The organism is Phreatobacter aquiterrae, assembly GCF_053471285.1.
In genome coordinates this window covers 209,602-225,551 of the sequence record NZ_JBJPHW010000008.1, presented here as the reverse complement: position 1 = coordinate 225,551, position 15,950 = coordinate 209,602, and the positions used below count along the sequence as shown (strand labels likewise).

Here is a 15,950-nt window from a genome sequence, read left to right as displayed (position 1 = left end):
TCTCCACACCCGTCATCCCTGGACCCTTCCCGAAAACGGAAAGGATCGTGCGCTATGGCCTCAGCAGGGGTGGTTATTGGACGCGAAACCAGCCCAGCAGGGGGTGGTTCTTGCACGCGATTTCACAGACGGACCTGGAATTGATCCTGGCGCTCGTGACCGACATCGATCTCGGTGTCACCGGCGCCAACGGGTGGGATATCGCTGAAAAGGCTCGCAACGGGAAACCGGAACTGCCGGTCATCTACATGACGGGAGCCAGCGCGGATGAGTGGGCCTCCCGGGGGGTCCCGCGGAGCATTCTCCTGCCGAAGCCATTCGCGATGGCGCAGGTCATCAGGGCCATCGTCCAGCTTCTTGACACGAACACCGAGCCGCCCGTGCCGAGGTAGCTGTCCACATGCCGGAGGCCTGCTTCGGACGGCAGCCGATAGCCGCGATGCTCCTCCCCGCAGACGCCGCCTGACATCTTGGACGACGAAATGCCTGCGCCCGTCAGCGTGACAGCGGCAAGGGCGGCGGGGGTGTCGTGGTGCCGGGTCCGAGCGAGCGCTGCACCATGACGCTGTCGGCCCAGCGTCCATAGCGATAGGCGACGCCGGGCAGATGGGCGACGCGGATGAAGCCGAAGCTCTCGTGGAGCCCGAGCGAGGCGGCGTTGTCGGCATCGACATAGCCGATCATCTGGCGGAAACCGGCGGCCGCGCAGGCGTCGATCATCTCCTTCAGCAGGGCCTTTCCGATGCCCTGCCCGAGATGGTCGTGATGCACATAGATCGAATGCTTGACGGTGTAGCGATAGGCCGGCCGCTTGCGGAACAGCACGACATAGGCATAGCCGACGACGCGGCCGCCGATGGTTGCAGCCAGATGCGGATAGCGCCGGGTGCGGAAGTTCTTGCGCCGTTCCCGCAGGTCGTCGGGTTCCAGCGTATCCGCATCGTCGACGCCTTCCTCGATGCCACGTCGGATATGATGCCGGTAGATCGCCAGCATGTCCTCGACGTCGGAATCGCGCGAAGGCCTGACGGTGATGGGGAGGAGCTCGGACATGGTCGGCTCCGACCTATTCCGCGGCGACGTAGGTGTGGAGGCGGATGCGGCCCGCCTCGTCGACCTCGCGATAGACGCCCTGGATCTCGACCTCGAAGCCCGGGAACGTGTTGAAGCAGGTCTCGAACATCTTGAGGTAGTCGATCATCGGCTGCGCCTTCTCGGTCAGCCGCTCGCCCGGCACCACGGTCGCGATGCCGGGAGGATAGACCACGAAGGGCGTCGTCGCGATGCGGCCGGCAATCCGGTCGATCGGCAGGTAGTCGACGTCATTGCGCACGAGACACCGCGCGGCGTCGTGCGGCGACATGGCCATGTCCGGCAGATGGTCCAGCGAGAATTGCCGCGCCTGAAGGGCGCTCACATCGGCCTGGCGGAAAAAGCGGTGCATCTCGGCGCAGAGGTCGCGCAGACGGACGCCGGCATAGCGCTGGGGCCGTCGTCGGAAGAACTCGGGGATGGCCTCCTCGATGGTCACATTGTCGTCGTGCAGCCTCTTGAAGGCGACGAGCCCGCTGACGAGCGTGCCGGCCTTGCTGGCCTCGACGCCGGGGGTCAGAAGGAAGAGCAGCGAGTTGAGGTCGTTCTTCTCCGGCACGATGCGGTTCTCGCGCAGGAACTGGGCGACGATGGGCGCGGGAATGCCATGGTCGGCATATCCGCCCGTCGCGCGGTCGAAACCGGGCGTCAGAAGGGTCAGCTTGTTGGGATCGGTGATCGCGAAGCCCTTCGCCATGTCCGGAAATCCGTGCCAGCCGGCACCCGGAGCGAGTTCCCAGAAGGAGGGATCGGCGACGAGCTGGTCGGTGCTGATCGATTCCCATGCGACATCGTGAAATGCGCCTTCGCGGGCCGCATCGGGGAGTTTCACCCGGTCCGGCACGAAGGGCTCGAAGAACCAGCGCCTCTCGGGGCGCTGTTCCTTCTCCTCGAACTCGCGCCTGACGGCCCGGATCTTCTTGCGCAGCTCGATGCCCAGCCGGATCGTGTCGTCCCACAGGACGACGCCCGAGCGGCCCTTCATCATCTGTGCGCCGACGTCGAGTGAGGCGAAGAGCGGATAGAAGGGCGAGGTCGAGGCGTGCTGCATGAAGCTCTCGTTGAAGCGGCGATGTTCGACGCGCCGCTTCTGGCCCTTGATGTGTCGGTCCTTCATGTGGATCTGCGAGGCCTGCGAGAAGCTCGCGAGCTGCTTGTGCGTCGACTGTGTCGCGATGATGCCCGGGGCATCGGGTCCCAGCTCGCCGAGACCCATGGCGAAGCGGCCCGCATAGAGCGGGTGGAACTTCATGAAGCCCGCCCAGGCCTCGTCGAACAGGATGTAGTCGCAGAGGTGCCCGATGCGCTTGAGGATGATCTCCGCGTTGTGGATCGTGCCGTCATAGGTGCATTGCTCGACGACAGCCACGCGGAACGGCCGCGGCTTCTTCCAGGCCTCCGGATCCTTGACCAGCGGATGGGTACGGATGCGCTCGCGCAAGGCGTCTTCGTCAAATGCGTCGTGGCACATGGGGCCGATCAGCCCCCAGGCGTTGCGCGTCGTCGGGATATAGACCGGGATGCCGCCTGCCATCATCAGCGCGCCGTGATGGGCGGCCTTGTGGTTGTTGCGATCGAACAGGACGAGGTCGCCGTCCGTCACCAGGGCGCCGAGCGCGATCTTGTTGGACGACGAGGTGCCGTTCAGAACGAAATAGGTCTTCTCCGCGCCGAAGATCTTGGCCGCCTCCTTCTGCGCCTGCAGGGCCGGCCCCTCGTGAGTCAGAAGGTCACCGAGATCGAGGACGGAATTGTCGAGATCGTCGCGGAACACCGCCTCACCCAGATGCTCCATGAACACCCGGCCGATGGGGCTGCGGCTGTAGAAGACGCCACCGTTGTGGCCCGGGCAGGTCCACAGCTGATTGCCCTCCTCGGCATAGTCGACGAGCTGGCCGAAGAAGGGCGTCTTCAGCGTCTCGGCATATTGTTTCAGTCGGCTGATGAGGTTCTTCGCGATGAAGGCAGGCGTCTCCTCGGAGAGGAAAACGTAGCCGTCGATGAAGTCGAGCACCTCGACGGGCAGGTCCTCGAAGCGCTTGCGGCGGATCAGCAGGATGACGGGGAAGTCGAGGCCGCGCCGCCGCATGAGGTTGATCAGCGCCGAAGTGCGGCCCTCAAGGCCCTTCTTGCCCCAGTCGACCACCATGCAGCCGATGGCGGCGTCCGTCTGAACCGCGATTTCCGCGTCTTCCAGCTTCGGCGCCCTGACCACCTCGAAGCCGGATCGCTCGATCTGGTCGACGATCTGATGGAAGCGCTGACCTTCGAGATCCTGCTCGTCGAAGGCGGGCGTCGCGAACAGGAAATTGAATCGCTTGAAATAGTCCATTGAGGGCTCATGCTCCGGTTCGAACGATCTGTCGAAGCCTTTCGTGTCAGCAAGGTGACGGAATCGAGCCCCCCGGCAAACGATGGCCCCGTGCCTCGGGCCGACGGCTGATGTGCAGAGACCGAGTGAGCGGCAGGCAGCGCCCGGCTCGCAGCGATCACTATGGGGGCGCGAAGCGCAGTTCAAGCGTGCCCTTCGACGGTGTCTTTCCTGTCGGTCACGCGATCGACAGTCGCGCACCAGCAAAGATCCGGAGACGCAGGGCCGCGTCGATCGAAGCGCAGGACGACGACTTGATCTGACGAGGGAGGCGGCTTGATCTGAATCAGTGTGACCCCGGCCGTACAGGAACACCTTTGCTGTACAGGGTGCCGATGGAGCGCATCGGCTCCGCCGTTACGGCAAGAAGCACCGGCGTTCCGGTGACGCCCTTGACAGCGAGGGCATGCGGACGGGCCGTGAGGTCCTGCGCGCAAGCGTCCCCGCAAGCAGTAACCATAGACGACGGCAGCGACCGTCACGGACGCGATCGCGCGCGGACAGCCGGCCGGGGCCGAAACTTGTCGCGGGACAACAATCGAATTGACGGATGCGTCATGGGCGCATGCCGCGGGGGGGAGAGACATGAAACGAACAGCGATCTATGCCGCCGTTGCCCTATTCATCGGGGTGCTCGGCGTGTCCTGGCTCACCCACGGCAGGGGTGTCGTGCACAACGACCCCGCGCGTCACATCTCCATTCCGCAGGCGCTGACCGTGCCCCTGCAGGTGCAGGCGGCCTACAACGGGACGACCATCTTCTTCCGCTACCGCTGGCCCTCGCCGCGGCCGGGCATCTTCCACGATGTCCTGCGCTATGACGGAAAGGCCTGGGTTGTGCGAGGCAGGGCCGTCGCCGGCCCGCAGCCGGACGGACTGCACGAAGACCGCGTCGCGATGATGGTCGACGACGGTCGCGTGCCCGAGTTCGGCCGGTATGGCGGCTATATCGCCATCGGCCACCGGCTCGCCGGGACCGCCAGCGAGGTGCCCGGCCAGGAGGTTCAGGCGCATCCCTATCTCGGACAGCGGCTCGGCCTCGACGAGGGCACGAAGTACCTGCCGGGCACGCGGTCGAACATCAACGACTGGTCCTCGACGCTGCCGGAAGCCGACCAGCAGGCACTGATCTCAGCGGGCTACTTCCTCGATCTCTGGCATTGGCGCGCCAACCGCTCCAGTCCGATGGGCGTCTCCGACGACCAGATGGTGGCAGCCGGCCGGCTCAGCGATGCTGGCCGCGGCGCCTACACGACCAACTGGGATTCCGCCAAGCGCCAGCCGCGGCTGATGTTCAACCCGGCCCGGGTGCAGCGCTCGGCGCTCAACTTCGACGACATCGTCCAAGGCCGCATCGGGCAGGACGACGTCTATGCCCTGCGCGAGGACGAGGCAGTGCCGTTCGATCCCGCCCTCGCCTGGCGCGACGGCGACACCATCCCGCGGCGCGTCCTGCGGACGAGCCAGGGCTCGCGCGCCGATATCGCGGTCAACGGCCGGGCCCGCTGGACCGATGGCTTCTGGGAGGTCACGCTCAGCCGTCGCATGGATACGGGCAACCCGCGCGACGACAAGATCTTCGTCGAGCGGGGCCTCTACCAGCTCGCCTTCGCCATCCACCGCGAGGCGACCGGCGGCCGCTGGCACTATGTGTCGCTGCCGGTGACCCTCGGCCTTGGACGCGATGCCACCATCCAGGCGGCCCGTTTCGAGGGCGAGACGCCCGGCTGGCAGCAGCCGCCGCTCGACGTCACGCTGTTCTATCCGGGCCAGGTGAACTGGGCGCTGGTCAACAGCACCCGTCATGCCGGGGCCAGCAATGTCAGGGCCGGTGTGCCGGTGCGCTATCGCCATAGCGAGGACCAGCTCGCCCACTACGGGATCGAGATGGAGTTCAACGCCCCGATCCAGCGTCAGTGGGCCTTCACCCTGCTTGCCGGACTGCTGCTGATCGCGGCGTTCGGTTTCGCGCTCAACACACTCCTCAGCCGGAAAGGCGCCTGATCATGGGTCCCTATCACGCCGTCGTCGTCCACTTTCCGATCGCGCTTCTGGTCACCGCCACGCTGGTGATTGCCCTGCGCGCGCTCTCCGACGGGCCGCTGGCGCTTGCGACCGACCGGGCGCTGGTGCCGTTGCTTACCCTGGGTGTCCTGTCGGCGGTCGCCGCGTTCTCGGTCGGCCTGCTCGTCTGGCCGCTGGAGGCCTCGCTCTCGAGCCCCCTCGCCCGCAACCACGTGCTCGCCGCCGCCTGGACCGTTGCCTACTGGACGCTTCTCCTCGTTACCCGCTGGGTGCAGGGTCCGGCGATCTGGGAGGGTGTCACCCGCTGGGTGATGCTAGGGCTGGCCGGCGTCGGCGGACTCCTGCTCGCCATCACCGGCTCGATCGGCGGTCACCTCATGGGAACGCCGACCGCCGCGTCAAAGGCGCTGCGGCTCATGGGGTGGGAAATCTACACCACCTACTATGTGCCGGACGCGACTCTCGCGCTGATCGTGGTGTCGGCGATCGCTCTGGTCGCGCTCGGTCTCTGGGGCCGGCGCGCCGCGGTCGCGTGAGGGGGGAGCCTGACTTCCCGGTAGCCCTCGACACTTCCAAACGAGGGGGTGGAAAAGGCTACCGGGCATCATTCCTGATCGCGGGTCCAAGCGCCGGTCACCGACGGCCGAACCGCGGGCAGATGCCCGAACCGCCGCGATCCCACCGCGACCCTAGAGGTCGCGCACGGACTTTCCGTCCGCGACCGCTGACGGCGGATAGACGATGACCCGCTCGCCGGGCGACACCCCCGCAGCGACGGCCGCCGTGCGGCCCGACCGCTGTTGCAGTTGGACGCGCCGCAGCTGGGCCCGCCCTCCCGCTGAGACGAAGACGAACCAGTCGTCGCCGCGCCGGAACAGGGCTCCGGCGGGAATCAGCGTCGCCCCTTCGATCTCGTCGAGCGTGATGGTCACCTCGACGCGAAAACCGTCGGCCAGCGCCGCACGCTGGGCGGGTGGGGCGACAATGTCGATCAGCACCCAGACCCGCTGTTCCTCGACGCCGAGGGCCGAAAGCTTGGTGAAGCCGGAAGGCTCGACCCGGCGAACCCGGCCGGGCAGCGGCGTCGGCCCGCCCCAACCGCTGATGGAGACCGGTGCGCCCTCGCGGAGGCGGACCGCGACGGTCGTCAGGAGGTCGACGGCGACCTCGATGTCCAGGGGATCGCCAATTTCCATCAGCGGGGCGCCGGCAGCGACGGCGCCCTCGCTCTCCTGGACGACCTTCAGCACCCGGCCGGCCACGGGAGCGTTCAGCGTGACGGTGTCGCCGTTGCCCTCACCTCCGGGACGAATCAGCGCCCGCATCTGGGCCACCGCATGTTCCGCGGCATGCCGGCGCCGGTCGGCAGCCACGAGGTCCCGTTCGGCCGCCTCGAAGGCGAAGGTATCGCGTTCGAACTGGGCCAGTGCGGCAGCGCCCGTCGCCCGGAGCTGGCGGGTGCGATCGAGGTCAGTGCGCGCGCGAGCCAGCAGCACGCGGGCGCGATCCTGCGCGGCGGAGGCTTCCTCCAGCGAGGCCTCGGCCATGCCGATCCGCTCCTCGAGTTCCTGGCGGGCACGCGGATCGAGCAGCGACGAGGGGCTGGCTCTGAGTGTCGCGATCGTCTGACCTTGCTCGACCGCATCACCAGGGCGCAGCGCGGGCCGGATCAGCCGGCCGGCCATCGGAGAGGAGACGACGTAGCGATCGCGCACCCGCGTGCGCCCGGTTTCCTCGACGGTCGCCGTGAAGCGACCCGAGGTCACCGCCGCCGTCTCCACCCGGATGGCCCGGGGCGTGAAGGCCCAGAAGCCGGCGCCGATGACGGCGAAGCCCGCGAGCAGGGAAACGAGAATGCGGGTCCGGCCCATGCGTCAGTCTCTGGTCTTCAGAACGGCGACAAGATCCATCCGGTCGACCCGACCCCGAACGCCTATCGCGCTCGCCGCCACGGCCACGATCACAATGATCGTGGCATAGCCGAGGGTCGCCGGGTGGACGACCGCCGGCAGGTCGAAGCTTTCGTTCTCGCGCAGGGCGAAGATGAGAGCGATCAGCCACCGCGACAGGACGAGGCCCAGCGGCACGGCAACGAGGGTCATCAGAGCCAGTTCGGCGAACAGCACCTGTGAGACCTCCCGGCGGGTGAACCCGAGGATGCGAAGGCTCGCCAGCTCCCAGGCATGCTCCTGGAACGCGACCCGTGCCGCATTGTAGACCACGCCGACGGCAATCAGAATGCCGAAACAGGTCAGGACCACGGCGCTGATGGTCAGGAGACCGGTGATCTTGTCGTTGAACGCCGCAAGCGTGGCGCGCCGCGACGTGACCGCCTCGATCCGCGGAAAGGCCTGCAGGCGGCGCTGCACGGCATCGGCCCCGGCGGGATCGGCGGAGAGCACGATGGCGTTGACGAGATCGGCTTCGCGCATCAGGCGGTTGAGCGAGGCGATCTCGGTATAGGCGTTGAACCCGAGAATGTCGTCGGCAAGGCCCACGACCGGAGCACGCCGCAGCGGGCGGCCTCCCTCCAGCACCTCGACGATGACCTCCTCGCCCGGCCTGACGTCGAGGTGTTGCGCCAGCCGCCGCGACAGCACCAGGCCGTCGGCGGGAATGGGAATGGGCTGGAGGGAACTGTCGAGCGGTCGCTTCAGTACACCGTCGGCGGGCAGGCCTTGCAGCGCCAGCCGATAGCTGCGATGTCCGTAGCGAAGACGCGCCGCGACGATACGCTGGCCCTCGGCGTGATGGACACCGGGGACCGCCGCCAGTTCGCGAACGGCGCGGATGCCGGCGGGCTGGGACAGCGTGACCTGGATGTCGCCGCGTTCGATGCGCTCGAAATTGACCTCGATCATCGTGCCGAGGGCGTCCCACCAGAACAGGCCCATGACGACCAGCGGAACCGCAAAGGCCAGACCGACCATCGTCATCAGCGAGCGGAGCGGCCGTCCTGCGATGCTGCGCACGACCATGCGCCAGCGCGGGCCAGGCACGAGGTCGGTAAGGAGGCGAGTGATGCGGCCGACACGGGCTGCCACAGGCTCGGCGGGCCGCATGGCCACCGCCGCGGGCAGAAGCACCACGCGCTGCACGGCCGTCCAGATCCCGGCCGCCGCGGCGGCGAAGGCCAGAACACCCGCCGCAAGCGGGATCCACGGCCGGAACTCGAAGCTCCAGTCGGGGAAGCGGAAGAAGGGGCGATAGGTCTCGATCATCAGCGATCCGAGCCACGCCCCCAGGCCAGCTCCGGCAATGACACCCAGCAGGACCACGACGGCGGCGAACTTGAGGTAGTGCAGGAGGATCTGCTCGTTGGCATAGCCGAGCGCCTTCAGAGCTGCGATCTGCTCGCGCTGGACCTCCACCAGACGCCCCATGACCACATGAAGGAGGAAGCTGGCGATGCCGAGGAAGATCAGCGGCACGACGATCGACATGGTGCGCTGTTCGGCCAGTTCGTCCTCGACGAAACGGTGGGAGGCGTGGTCGCGACGGGTGATGGCGCCGCCGCCGCCATAGGGCTCGAGCAGCCGGTCCACCTCCGCGGCCACGGCCGCCGCGTGCGCCTCCGGTGTCAGGCGGACGACGAGGTCGTTGAACGCGCCGCTCATGTCGAAGGCAGCCTCCACCGCGGACCTGCCCGCCCAGATGATGGCGTAGGCCCGGTCGTCGGGGAGCGGCAGGCCGGGTCGCGAGACAAAGACGAATTCCGGCGACATCGCCGTGCCGACGACGCGAAACTGCTGCCGCCGGCCGTTGAGGATCACGTCGATCGTATCGTCGGGCCGGATATGCCAGGCCTCCGCATAGGCAATATTGACAATGACCTCGTCGGTCCGACCCGGATCGACCCAGCGGCCGGAAACGAGGCGCAGCCGGTTCAGCTCGGGTTGCTGGCGGGCGGGAATCGAGACGATGCGCGCGCCGATCGCGAGGTCTGAATCAGGACGGTCGACGCGCGCCGGCTGGACGATGCGGGCTTCGACGGCGGCGACACCGTCGACTTCCGCCAGCCGGGCAGCCAGCGGCAGCGGCGCGCGCCTCGCCTGGACGAACAGATCGCCGAAGCGCTCGTGTTCATAGTGCCGCTGCTGCATCGCCAGCAGCGTCATGTAGTTCGACAACGACATGCCGAAGACGGCGACGCCCGAGGCGACCAGAAGCACGATCGCCAGGATCTGCGAGCGCATCCGCCAAAGGTCCCTGCCGAGCTTCCGGTTGAGCATGCTCACCATGTCAACTCGCCGGCCGGAACCCGGAACGCATTTCGGTCCTCGGTCACGATGCGTCCGTCGCGCATGCGCAGGATGCGGTCCGCCATGGCGGAGATCGCCGAGTTGTGGGTGATCACGACGGTGGTCGTCCCCAGCTCCGCGTTGATTTTCTGCAGGGCCGCCAGCACGACCCGTCCTGTGTCGAAGTCGAGGGCGCCGGTCGGCTCGTCGCACAGAAGAATGTCGGGCCGCTTGACGATAGCCCGCGCCACCGCAACGCGCTGCTGCTCGCCGCCGGACAGTTGCGAGGGAAAATTGTCCATCCGGTGCGACAGACCGACGAGGGAGAGCGCTTCCTCGGCCGGCATCGGATCGTCGGCAATCTCGGCGACGAGCACGACGTTTTCCCGCACGGTCAGGCTGGGAATGAGGTTGTAGAACTGGAAGACGAAACCGACATGCTCGCGGCGATAGGCGGTCAGTTCCGCCTCGCTCGCCCCGGTAAGGAGATGGTCGCGCCACTGGGCCTTGCCCGAGGTCGGCGCATCGAGGCCGCCCAGAATGTTGAGCAGCGTCGACTTGCCGGACCCGGAGGGCCCGAGGAGCACGACAAACTCGCCGGCATGGATGTCGAGATCGACGTCATGCAGGGCGAGAACCTGGGTCGCACCGCTTCCGTAGGCCTTGGTCAGCCCACGTGCGACGAAGACGGGTTGGCGGGCGTTGCCCCCCTCAGGCCCTGGCGCAGCAGCAGTCATCGCGGTTCCGGCCATCCAATGAAGCACGATGCATGTGGGTGATCCATACTCGCCTTCCATCGCGAGCCATGACAGTCTGCGAGGATGGCGCCGTGAACCGGGCCGTTGTCAATTCAGATAACGGCCTTGCGCCCTCGCGTCGCAACGGCCGACGCTCCGGAGGCGTCAGCTTCGCATGATCGCCGCCAGCTGCTGCAACGGTTCCAGCAGCAAATCGTAGCAGTCGGGGCCGAGATGGGCCCTCACGCGGTCGACGTGAGCCTGCGCGGCGGTGTGAAGGGCGGCGAGCAGGGTCTCGCCCTCTGCGGTCAGGGTCAGCGCGACGGAGCGCCGGTCCCGCTGCGAGGGGGTCCTGAGCACTAGGCCCCGGCTCTCCATGCGTCGGATGAGCGGAACGAAATTGGTTTTCTGGATGCCGAGGGTCTCGGCCACCTGCGTCTGCCCGGCGCCGGGATTGCGGTCAATCACGGTCAGCACCGCATAGTCGGCCGGCGACATCCCATGCGCCGCAAAGCCCGTACCGATCTCGGCGAAGACGGCCAGCTGCGCCCGGCGCAGGAGATAGCCGACATGGCTGTCGAGAGGACCCAGATCGAGCGCCATGACCACCTCGGAAACGCCGCGTTCGGCACCGCACCCGGACGAGGCTCGCCGCCACGCCGCGCGACGGCGGATCGCTACATGCCCTGCCCCATTGACACAAGCACGGTCCCGGAAAATAGTTATGACCAATAACCAATAATGGTTCCGTGGGAGCGGCGCCCGTGCCTGATCTGTCCCCCTGCCCGGGCCTGTCGGTTCATACCGATGGTGCGGTGGCCGTTATCCGGCTGTCGCGGCCTGCCAAGCGCAATGCCCTGAACGAGGCCATGGTCGCAGGCCTCCAGACGCTCGTCTCCGGCTTTCCCGCTGCCATCCGCGCAGTCGTCATCCACGGCGAGGGCGATCATTTCTGTGCGGGCCTCGACCTCGGCGAGGTGGATGGCGAACCGGACCTTGCCGCCGCCATTCATCATTCGCTCGGCTGGCACCGCGCCTTCCAGGACATCCAGTTCGGCCGCGTGCCGGTCGTCTCCGTGCTGCACGGCGCGGTGGTCGGCGGCGGCTTCGAGCTGGCGGCCGCCACCCATATCCGCATCGCCGAGCGTTCCGCCTTCTTCGCGCTGCCCGAAGGCCAGCGCGGCATCTTCCTCGGCGGCGGCGGTTCGGTCCGCATCCCGCGGCTGATCGGAACGCCCCTCGTCCAGGATATGATGCTGACCGGCCGCTCGCTTTCCGCCACCGAGGCGCAGGCGGCCGGCGCCTGCCAGTACCTCGTTGATGACGGCACGGGACTGGCGCTCGGCATGGACCTTGCTCGCAAGGCGGCGGGGATTGCCGAGATGACCCGTTTCGCGGTGATCCATGCCCTGCCGCGTATCGCCGAGGCCGACCCGCATATCGGCTACCTCACCGAGGCGCTGATGGCATCCGCTGCTCAGACCATGCCCGAGGCCAAGGCGCGCGTCCGCAACTTCCTCGCCAAGAAGGCGGCCAAGGTCGCCCGGCCCGATTGACCGGGAACGGGCGAGCCATCCGGCCCGCCCGATCCGAGTGCATTCCGCAAGTCCACCCATCGCCTCGCAAGCCGCAGACGGCACCCCCCGGAGGCTCCGATGTCGCGTGTCGCACCTCGCCAGACGACCGTCGCCGACGGCGACAACTGGAATCGGCTCGGCCGCCTCGACCCCCTCATCGAGGATCGGGCCGACGGCACGCGTCTCGTCACCGTGCGCCAGACGATCGACGCCTATACGCGCGCGCTGCCGGACAGGCTCGTGCACTGGGCAGCGGTGGCTCCGCGCCGCACCTTCCTTGCCGAACGGAAAGTCGATGGCTCCTGGCGCGAACTCACCTATGGCGAGGCGCTGCGGCAGGTCCGCCGCCTCGCATCCGGGCTTGTCGACCACGAACTCTCGGCCGAACGCCCTCTCGCTATCCTCTCCGGCAACAGCATCGACCATGCGCTCGTCGCGCTCGCCGCGATGATGATCGGCGTTCCCTATGCGCCCATCTCGCCGCCCTACAGCCTCGTTGCCCGCGACTTCGGCAAACTCGCCTATTGCCTCGACCTGCTCACGCCAGGGCTCGTCTTCACCGCCGACGCCGTTCCGTTCCAGGCGGCGCTCACCGCCATTGCACGCCCCGACCGCAGGCTCGTCGCCGGCCAGAATGCGGAGGCGGCGGGAGTGACGCCGCTCGTCGCGCTGGAGGGGCCAGAGGACGATCCGCGCGTCGATGCCGCCTTCGCCGCCATCGGGCCCGATACCATCGCCAAGTTCCTGCTGACGTCCGGCTCGACCGGCGAACCGAAGGCGGTGATCAACACCCAGCGCATGCTGATGGCCAACCAGGTCATGCTCGAGCAGTGCTTCCCCTTCCTCGCCGAGGCGCCGCCGGTCTTCGTCGACTGGCTGCCGTGGAACCACACCTTCGGCTCGAACCACAATTTCGGCATGGTGCTCACCCATGGCGGCACGCTCTACATCGACGAGGGCAAGCCGGTGGCCGGCGGCATCCTGCCGACGGTGCGCAACCTCAGAGAGATTGCCCCGACCGCCTATTTCAACGTGCCGAAGGGGTACGAGGCGCTGCTGCCACACCTTCAGGCCGACTCCGCCTTCGCGCGCCACTTCTTCAGCCGCCTCGAGATGCTGTTCTATGCCGGCGCCGGCCTCGCCCAGCCGGTCTGGGACGGCTATCGGGCGCTCGCCCGCGAGTGCGCCGGTCGTGATGTGCCCTTCGTTACCGGCCTCGGCGCCACCGAGACCGCCCCTTCCGCCATCATGAACCTGCGCACCACAGGGCAGGCCGGCGCCATCGGCCTTCCCATGGCGGGCGTCACGCTGAAGCTGGTGCCGTCCGGCACCAAGCTCGAGGCGCGCGTCAAGGCGGAAACGGTGACGCCCGGCTACTGGCGCCGGCCCGATCTGACGGCGAAGGTCTTCGACGAGGAGGGCTTCTACAAATTCGGCGACGCCGTCGCCTATGCCGATCCCGCTGACCTCTCGAAGGGCTTCCTCTTCGACGGCCGTCTGTCTGAGGATTTCAAGCTCGCCACCGGCACGTGGGTGAGCGTCGGGCCCCTTCGCCACCTGCTCAACTCGACCCTGGACCCGCTGATCCGCGATACGGTCATCACAGGACACGACCGCGATCATGTCGGCGTGCTGCTGGTCCCCGACCGCGAGGCCTGCGCCACCTTCGCCGGCCTCGCTCCGGGCGATCCCGCCCTCCTGGCCCATGCCGGGCTGGTTGGGGAGATCACCCGCCGGCTGGCGGCTCTTGCCGCAGCCGCCACAGGGTCCTCAAATCGCGTGGCACGGGCGCTGATCCTCGCCGAACCGCCGTCGCTGGAACACGGCGAACTCACCGACAAGGGGTCGATCAACCAGCAGGCCGTGCTGGCCCGCCGGCCCGATCTCGTCGCCGCCCTCTATGCGGAGCCGCCGCCGGCCGGCGTCATCGCCCTCGATTTGCCCGCAGGAGATTCCCGATGAGGGTCGACGATCTCGTCGCCATCGACATCCACACTCATGCCGAAGTGTCCTGCCGGCAGGAGGCCGATCCGTTCTGGACGCCCTACGAAGAGGCGGCCGGCAAGTATTTCAAGGTCGGCAAGCGGCCGACCATCGCCGAGACGATCGCGCACTACCGCGAACACCGGATCGGCCTCGTGATGTTCACGGTGGACACCGAGACGCAGATCGGCAACCGCCGCATTCCCAACGACGAGATCGCGGACGCTGCCCGTGACAATGCCGACATCATGATCGCCTTCGCCTCCATCGACCCGCACAAGGGCCGGCTGGGCGCCCGCGAGGCCGAGGACCTGATCAAGGGCGGCATTGTCAAGGGCTTCAAGTTCCACCCGACCTGCCAGGGCTTCTATCCCAACGACCGCATGGCCTATCAGCTCTACGAGGTGATCGCCCACCACAAGCTGCCGGCGATCTTCCACACCGGCCATTCCGGCATCGGCACCGGCATGCGCGGCGGCGGCGGCATGCGGCTGAAGTACTCGCAGCCCATCCACATCGACGATGTCGCCGTCGACTTTCCCGACATGACGATCGTGCTGGCCCATCCGTCCTGGCCCTGGACGGACGAGGCGCTGTCCATGGCCCTGCACAAGCCCAACATCTACATCGACCTGTCGGGCTGGATGCCGAAGTACTTCCCGCCACAGATCGTCCAGTATGCCAACGGCCAGTTGCGCTCGAAGATGCTGTTCGGTTCCGATTTTCCCCTGATCGCCCCCGAGCGCTGGCTCGCCCAGTTCGCCGAGGTCGGGTTCAAGCCGGAGGTCCACGACCTGATCCTGAAGAAGAATGCCATGAAAGTACTGGGGCTCGGCGGCTGACGGCCGGCCCCATCCGAGGAAGCGCGCATATCACAGCGGGCGACCGGCCACGAGAGTCCGGCGACCCGCAGAGCCTAGAGGGAGGACTACCCATGACAACCATGAATCGCCGCCGCATGCTCGGCCTGTCGGCCGCAGCGCTCACCGCATCCACCCTGCCCGCCCCGGCACAGATCATCCGTGGCAACGGGCGCATCCTCGTCGGCTTCCCGGCTGGCGGACCGACCGACACGCTGGCCCGCCGCCTCGCCGAGAGCCTGCGCGGTACGCTGGCGGAGAGCTTCGTCGTCGAGAACCGTCCGGGAGCCGCCGCCAAGCTGGTCATCCAGGCCCTGATGGAAGCGCCCGCCGACGGCCGCACCATGCTCATCAGCCCGGACGCGATGTTCACCATCTATCCGAGCGTCTACAAGAAGCTCGCCTACAACGCCGCGACCGACGTCACGCCGGTGACGCCTGCGACCTACGCGACCTTCGCGCTGGCCGTCGGCCCCATGGTGCCGGCCGAGGTGAAGGACGTCGCCAGCTTCGTCGCCTGGGCCAAGGCCAACCCGAGCCGGGCCGCGTACGGCTCCCCGGCTGCCGGCTCCACGCCGCATTTCATGGGCGAACTCCTGGTGGCGGCCGCCCAGATCCAGCTCCGCCACGTGCCCTATCGCGGCTCGACGCCGGCCATCCAGGACCTGCTCGGCGGGCACGTCGCCTCCACCATCACACCGATCGGCGACTATGTTCCGCACGTCGCCTCCGGGGTGCTGCGCGTCATTGGCGTCACCGACCGGGAGCGCTCCGCCTTCCTGCCGAACGTGCCGACCTTTGCCGAGCAGGGCTACGCGCAGGTCGCCGGGCGCGACACCTTCGGCTGCTTCCTGCCGAAGGGTGCGCCCCCGGCGCTCGCCGCCCAGATCGCCGGCTTCGTCGCGGAGGCGGTGAAGGTGCCGGCCACGCGCGACACGCTGCGCGCCGTGGGACAGGAGCCCTTCACCATGTCGCCGCCCGACTATGCGGCCTATCTCGACCGCGCCCGGAAGGCCTGGGAGCCCATCGTCAAGGCCTCCGGCTTCTCGCTCGACGAGTGAAAA

At 67.6% G+C, this 15,950-nt stretch carries 12 protein-coding genes and 1 pseudogene; 7 read left to right on the top strand and 6 right to left on the bottom strand.

What is annotated here, in order from left to right; genetic code table 11:
* Positions 1-392: pseudogene (locus ACJ4V0_RS14205) on the top strand (hypothetical protein); the annotation flags it as partial.
* Between the two features lie 103 nt (positions 393-495).
* On the opposite strand, the gene ACJ4V0_RS14200 reads toward ACJ4V0_RS14205, so the two are convergent.
* The gene (locus tag ACJ4V0_RS14200; RefSeq protein WP_448300238.1) at positions 496-1,053 is read right to left on the bottom strand and encodes a GNAT family N-acetyltransferase; all 558 of its coding nucleotides are present in this window, start codon (positions 1,051-1,053) and stop codon (positions 496-498) included.
* Positions 1,054-1,066: 13 nt separating this feature from the next.
* On the bottom strand, positions 1,067-3,424 hold the full coding sequence (locus ACJ4V0_RS14195) for an Orn/Lys/Arg family decarboxylase (RefSeq protein WP_448300237.1): 2,358 nt from the start codon (positions 3,422-3,424) through the stop codon (positions 1,067-1,069).
* 624 nt (positions 3,425-4,048) lie between these two features.
* On the opposite strand from ACJ4V0_RS14195, the gene ACJ4V0_RS14190 reads away from it, so the two are divergent.
* Both ACJ4V0_RS14190 and ACJ4V0_RS14185 read left to right on the top strand, forming a co-directional pair.
* Positions 4,049-5,467 carry an ethylbenzene dehydrogenase-related protein gene (locus tag ACJ4V0_RS14190; protein ID WP_448300236.1) on the top strand — a complete coding sequence of 473 codons (1,419 nt, stop codon included), beginning with the start codon at positions 4,049-4,051 and terminating at the stop codon, positions 5,465-5,467.
* A 2-nt stretch (positions 5,468-5,469) separates the two neighbouring features.
* Positions 5,470-6,024 carry a hypothetical protein gene (locus ACJ4V0_RS14185; protein ID WP_448300235.1) on the top strand — a complete coding sequence of 185 codons (555 nt, stop codon included), beginning with the start codon at positions 5,470-5,472 and terminating at the stop codon, positions 6,022-6,024.
* 153 nt (positions 6,025-6,177) lie between these two features.
* Here ACJ4V0_RS14185 and ACJ4V0_RS14180 read toward each other — a convergent pair whose 3' ends face one another.
* The 4 genes from ACJ4V0_RS14180 to ACJ4V0_RS14165 form a co-directional block, all read right to left on the bottom strand.
* A complete protein-coding gene (locus ACJ4V0_RS14180; RefSeq protein WP_448300234.1) occupies positions 6,178-7,359 on the bottom strand; it encodes an efflux RND transporter periplasmic adaptor subunit in 1,182 nt (393 codons plus the stop codon).
* A gap of 3 nt (positions 7,360-7,362) precedes the next feature.
* Positions 7,363-9,684 carry an ABC transporter permease gene (locus ACJ4V0_RS14175; protein WP_448300233.1) on the bottom strand — a complete coding sequence of 774 codons (2,322 nt, stop codon included), beginning with the start codon at positions 9,682-9,684 and terminating at the stop codon, positions 7,363-7,365.
* A gap of 38 nt (positions 9,685-9,722) precedes the next feature.
* On the bottom strand, positions 9,723-10,466 hold the full coding sequence (locus ACJ4V0_RS14170; protein ID WP_448300232.1) for an ABC transporter ATP-binding protein: 744 nt from the start codon (positions 10,464-10,466) through the stop codon (positions 9,723-9,725).
* Positions 10,467-10,631: 165 nt separating this feature from the next.
* Positions 10,632-11,069: a MarR family winged helix-turn-helix transcriptional regulator gene (locus tag ACJ4V0_RS14165; protein WP_448300231.1), complete on the bottom strand. Its 438-nt coding sequence runs from the start codon at positions 11,067-11,069 to the stop codon at positions 10,632-10,634.
* A 161-nt stretch (positions 11,070-11,230) separates the two neighbouring features.
* Here ACJ4V0_RS14165 and ACJ4V0_RS14160 point away from each other — a divergent pair, with 161 nt between their 5' ends.
* The 4 genes from ACJ4V0_RS14160 (at position 11,231) to ACJ4V0_RS14145 (ending at position 15,947) form a co-directional block, all read left to right on the top strand.
* Complete coding sequence (locus tag ACJ4V0_RS14160; protein ID WP_448300230.1) at positions 11,231-12,022, top strand: crotonase/enoyl-CoA hydratase family protein; 792 nt, start codon at positions 11,231-11,233, stop codon at positions 12,020-12,022.
* 99 nt (positions 12,023-12,121) lie between these two features.
* Positions 12,122-14,005 carry a feruloyl-CoA synthase gene (locus tag ACJ4V0_RS14155; protein ID WP_448300229.1) on the top strand — a complete coding sequence of 628 codons (1,884 nt, stop codon included), beginning with the start codon at positions 12,122-12,124 and terminating at the stop codon, positions 14,003-14,005.
* A complete protein-coding gene (locus ACJ4V0_RS14150) occupies positions 14,002-14,868 on the top strand; it encodes an amidohydrolase family protein (protein WP_448300228.1) in 867 nt (288 codons plus the stop codon). Before ACJ4V0_RS14155 ends, ACJ4V0_RS14150 begins: the two co-directional genes overlap by 4 nt.
* 92 nt (positions 14,869-14,960) lie before the next feature.
* Positions 14,961-15,947 (top strand): tripartite tricarboxylate transporter substrate-binding protein, encoded by a 987-nt coding sequence (locus ACJ4V0_RS14145; RefSeq protein ID WP_448300227.1) that lies wholly within the window; start codon positions 14,961-14,963, stop codon positions 15,945-15,947.
* The last annotated feature ends 3 nt before the right edge of the window (positions 15,948-15,950 follow it).

Bases quoted from the DNA above. Each gene is read 5' to 3' on its own strand.
- ACJ4V0_RS14200 (WP_448300238.1), bottom strand. From the start codon at position 1,053: ATGTCCGAGCTCCTCCCCATCACCGTCAGGCCTTCGCGCGATTCCGAC.
- ACJ4V0_RS14195 (WP_448300237.1), bottom strand. From the start codon at position 3,424: ATGGACTATTTCAAGCGATTCAATTTCCTGTTCGCGACGCCCGCCTTC.
- ACJ4V0_RS14190 (WP_448300236.1), top strand. From the start codon at position 4,049: ATGAAACGAACAGCGATCTATGCCGCCGTTGCCCTATTCATCGGGGTG.
- ACJ4V0_RS14185 (WP_448300235.1), top strand. From the start codon at position 5,470: ATGGGTCCCTATCACGCCGTCGTCGTCCACTTTCCGATCGCGCTTCTG.
- ACJ4V0_RS14180 (WP_448300234.1), bottom strand. From the start codon at position 7,359: ATGGGCCGGACCCGCATTCTCGTTTCCCTGCTCGCGGGCTTCGCCGTC.
- ACJ4V0_RS14175 (WP_448300233.1), bottom strand. From the start codon at position 9,684: ATGCGCTCGCAGATCCTGGCGATCGTGCTTCTGGTCGCCTCGGGCGTC.
- ACJ4V0_RS14170 (WP_448300232.1), bottom strand. From the start codon at position 10,466: ATGACTGCTGCTGCGCCAGGGCCTGAGGGGGGCAACGCCCGCCAACCC.
- ACJ4V0_RS14165 (WP_448300231.1), bottom strand. From the start codon at position 11,069: ATGGCGCTCGATCTGGGTCCTCTCGACAGCCATGTCGGCTATCTCCTG.
- ACJ4V0_RS14155 (WP_448300229.1), top strand. From the start codon at position 12,122: ATGTCGCGTGTCGCACCTCGCCAGACGACCGTCGCCGACGGCGACAAC.
- ACJ4V0_RS14150 (WP_448300228.1), top strand. From the start codon at position 14,002: ATGAGGGTCGACGATCTCGTCGCCATCGACATCCACACTCATGCCGAA.
- ACJ4V0_RS14145 (WP_448300227.1), top strand. From the start codon at position 14,961: ATGACAACCATGAATCGCCGCCGCATGCTCGGCCTGTCGGCCGCAGCG.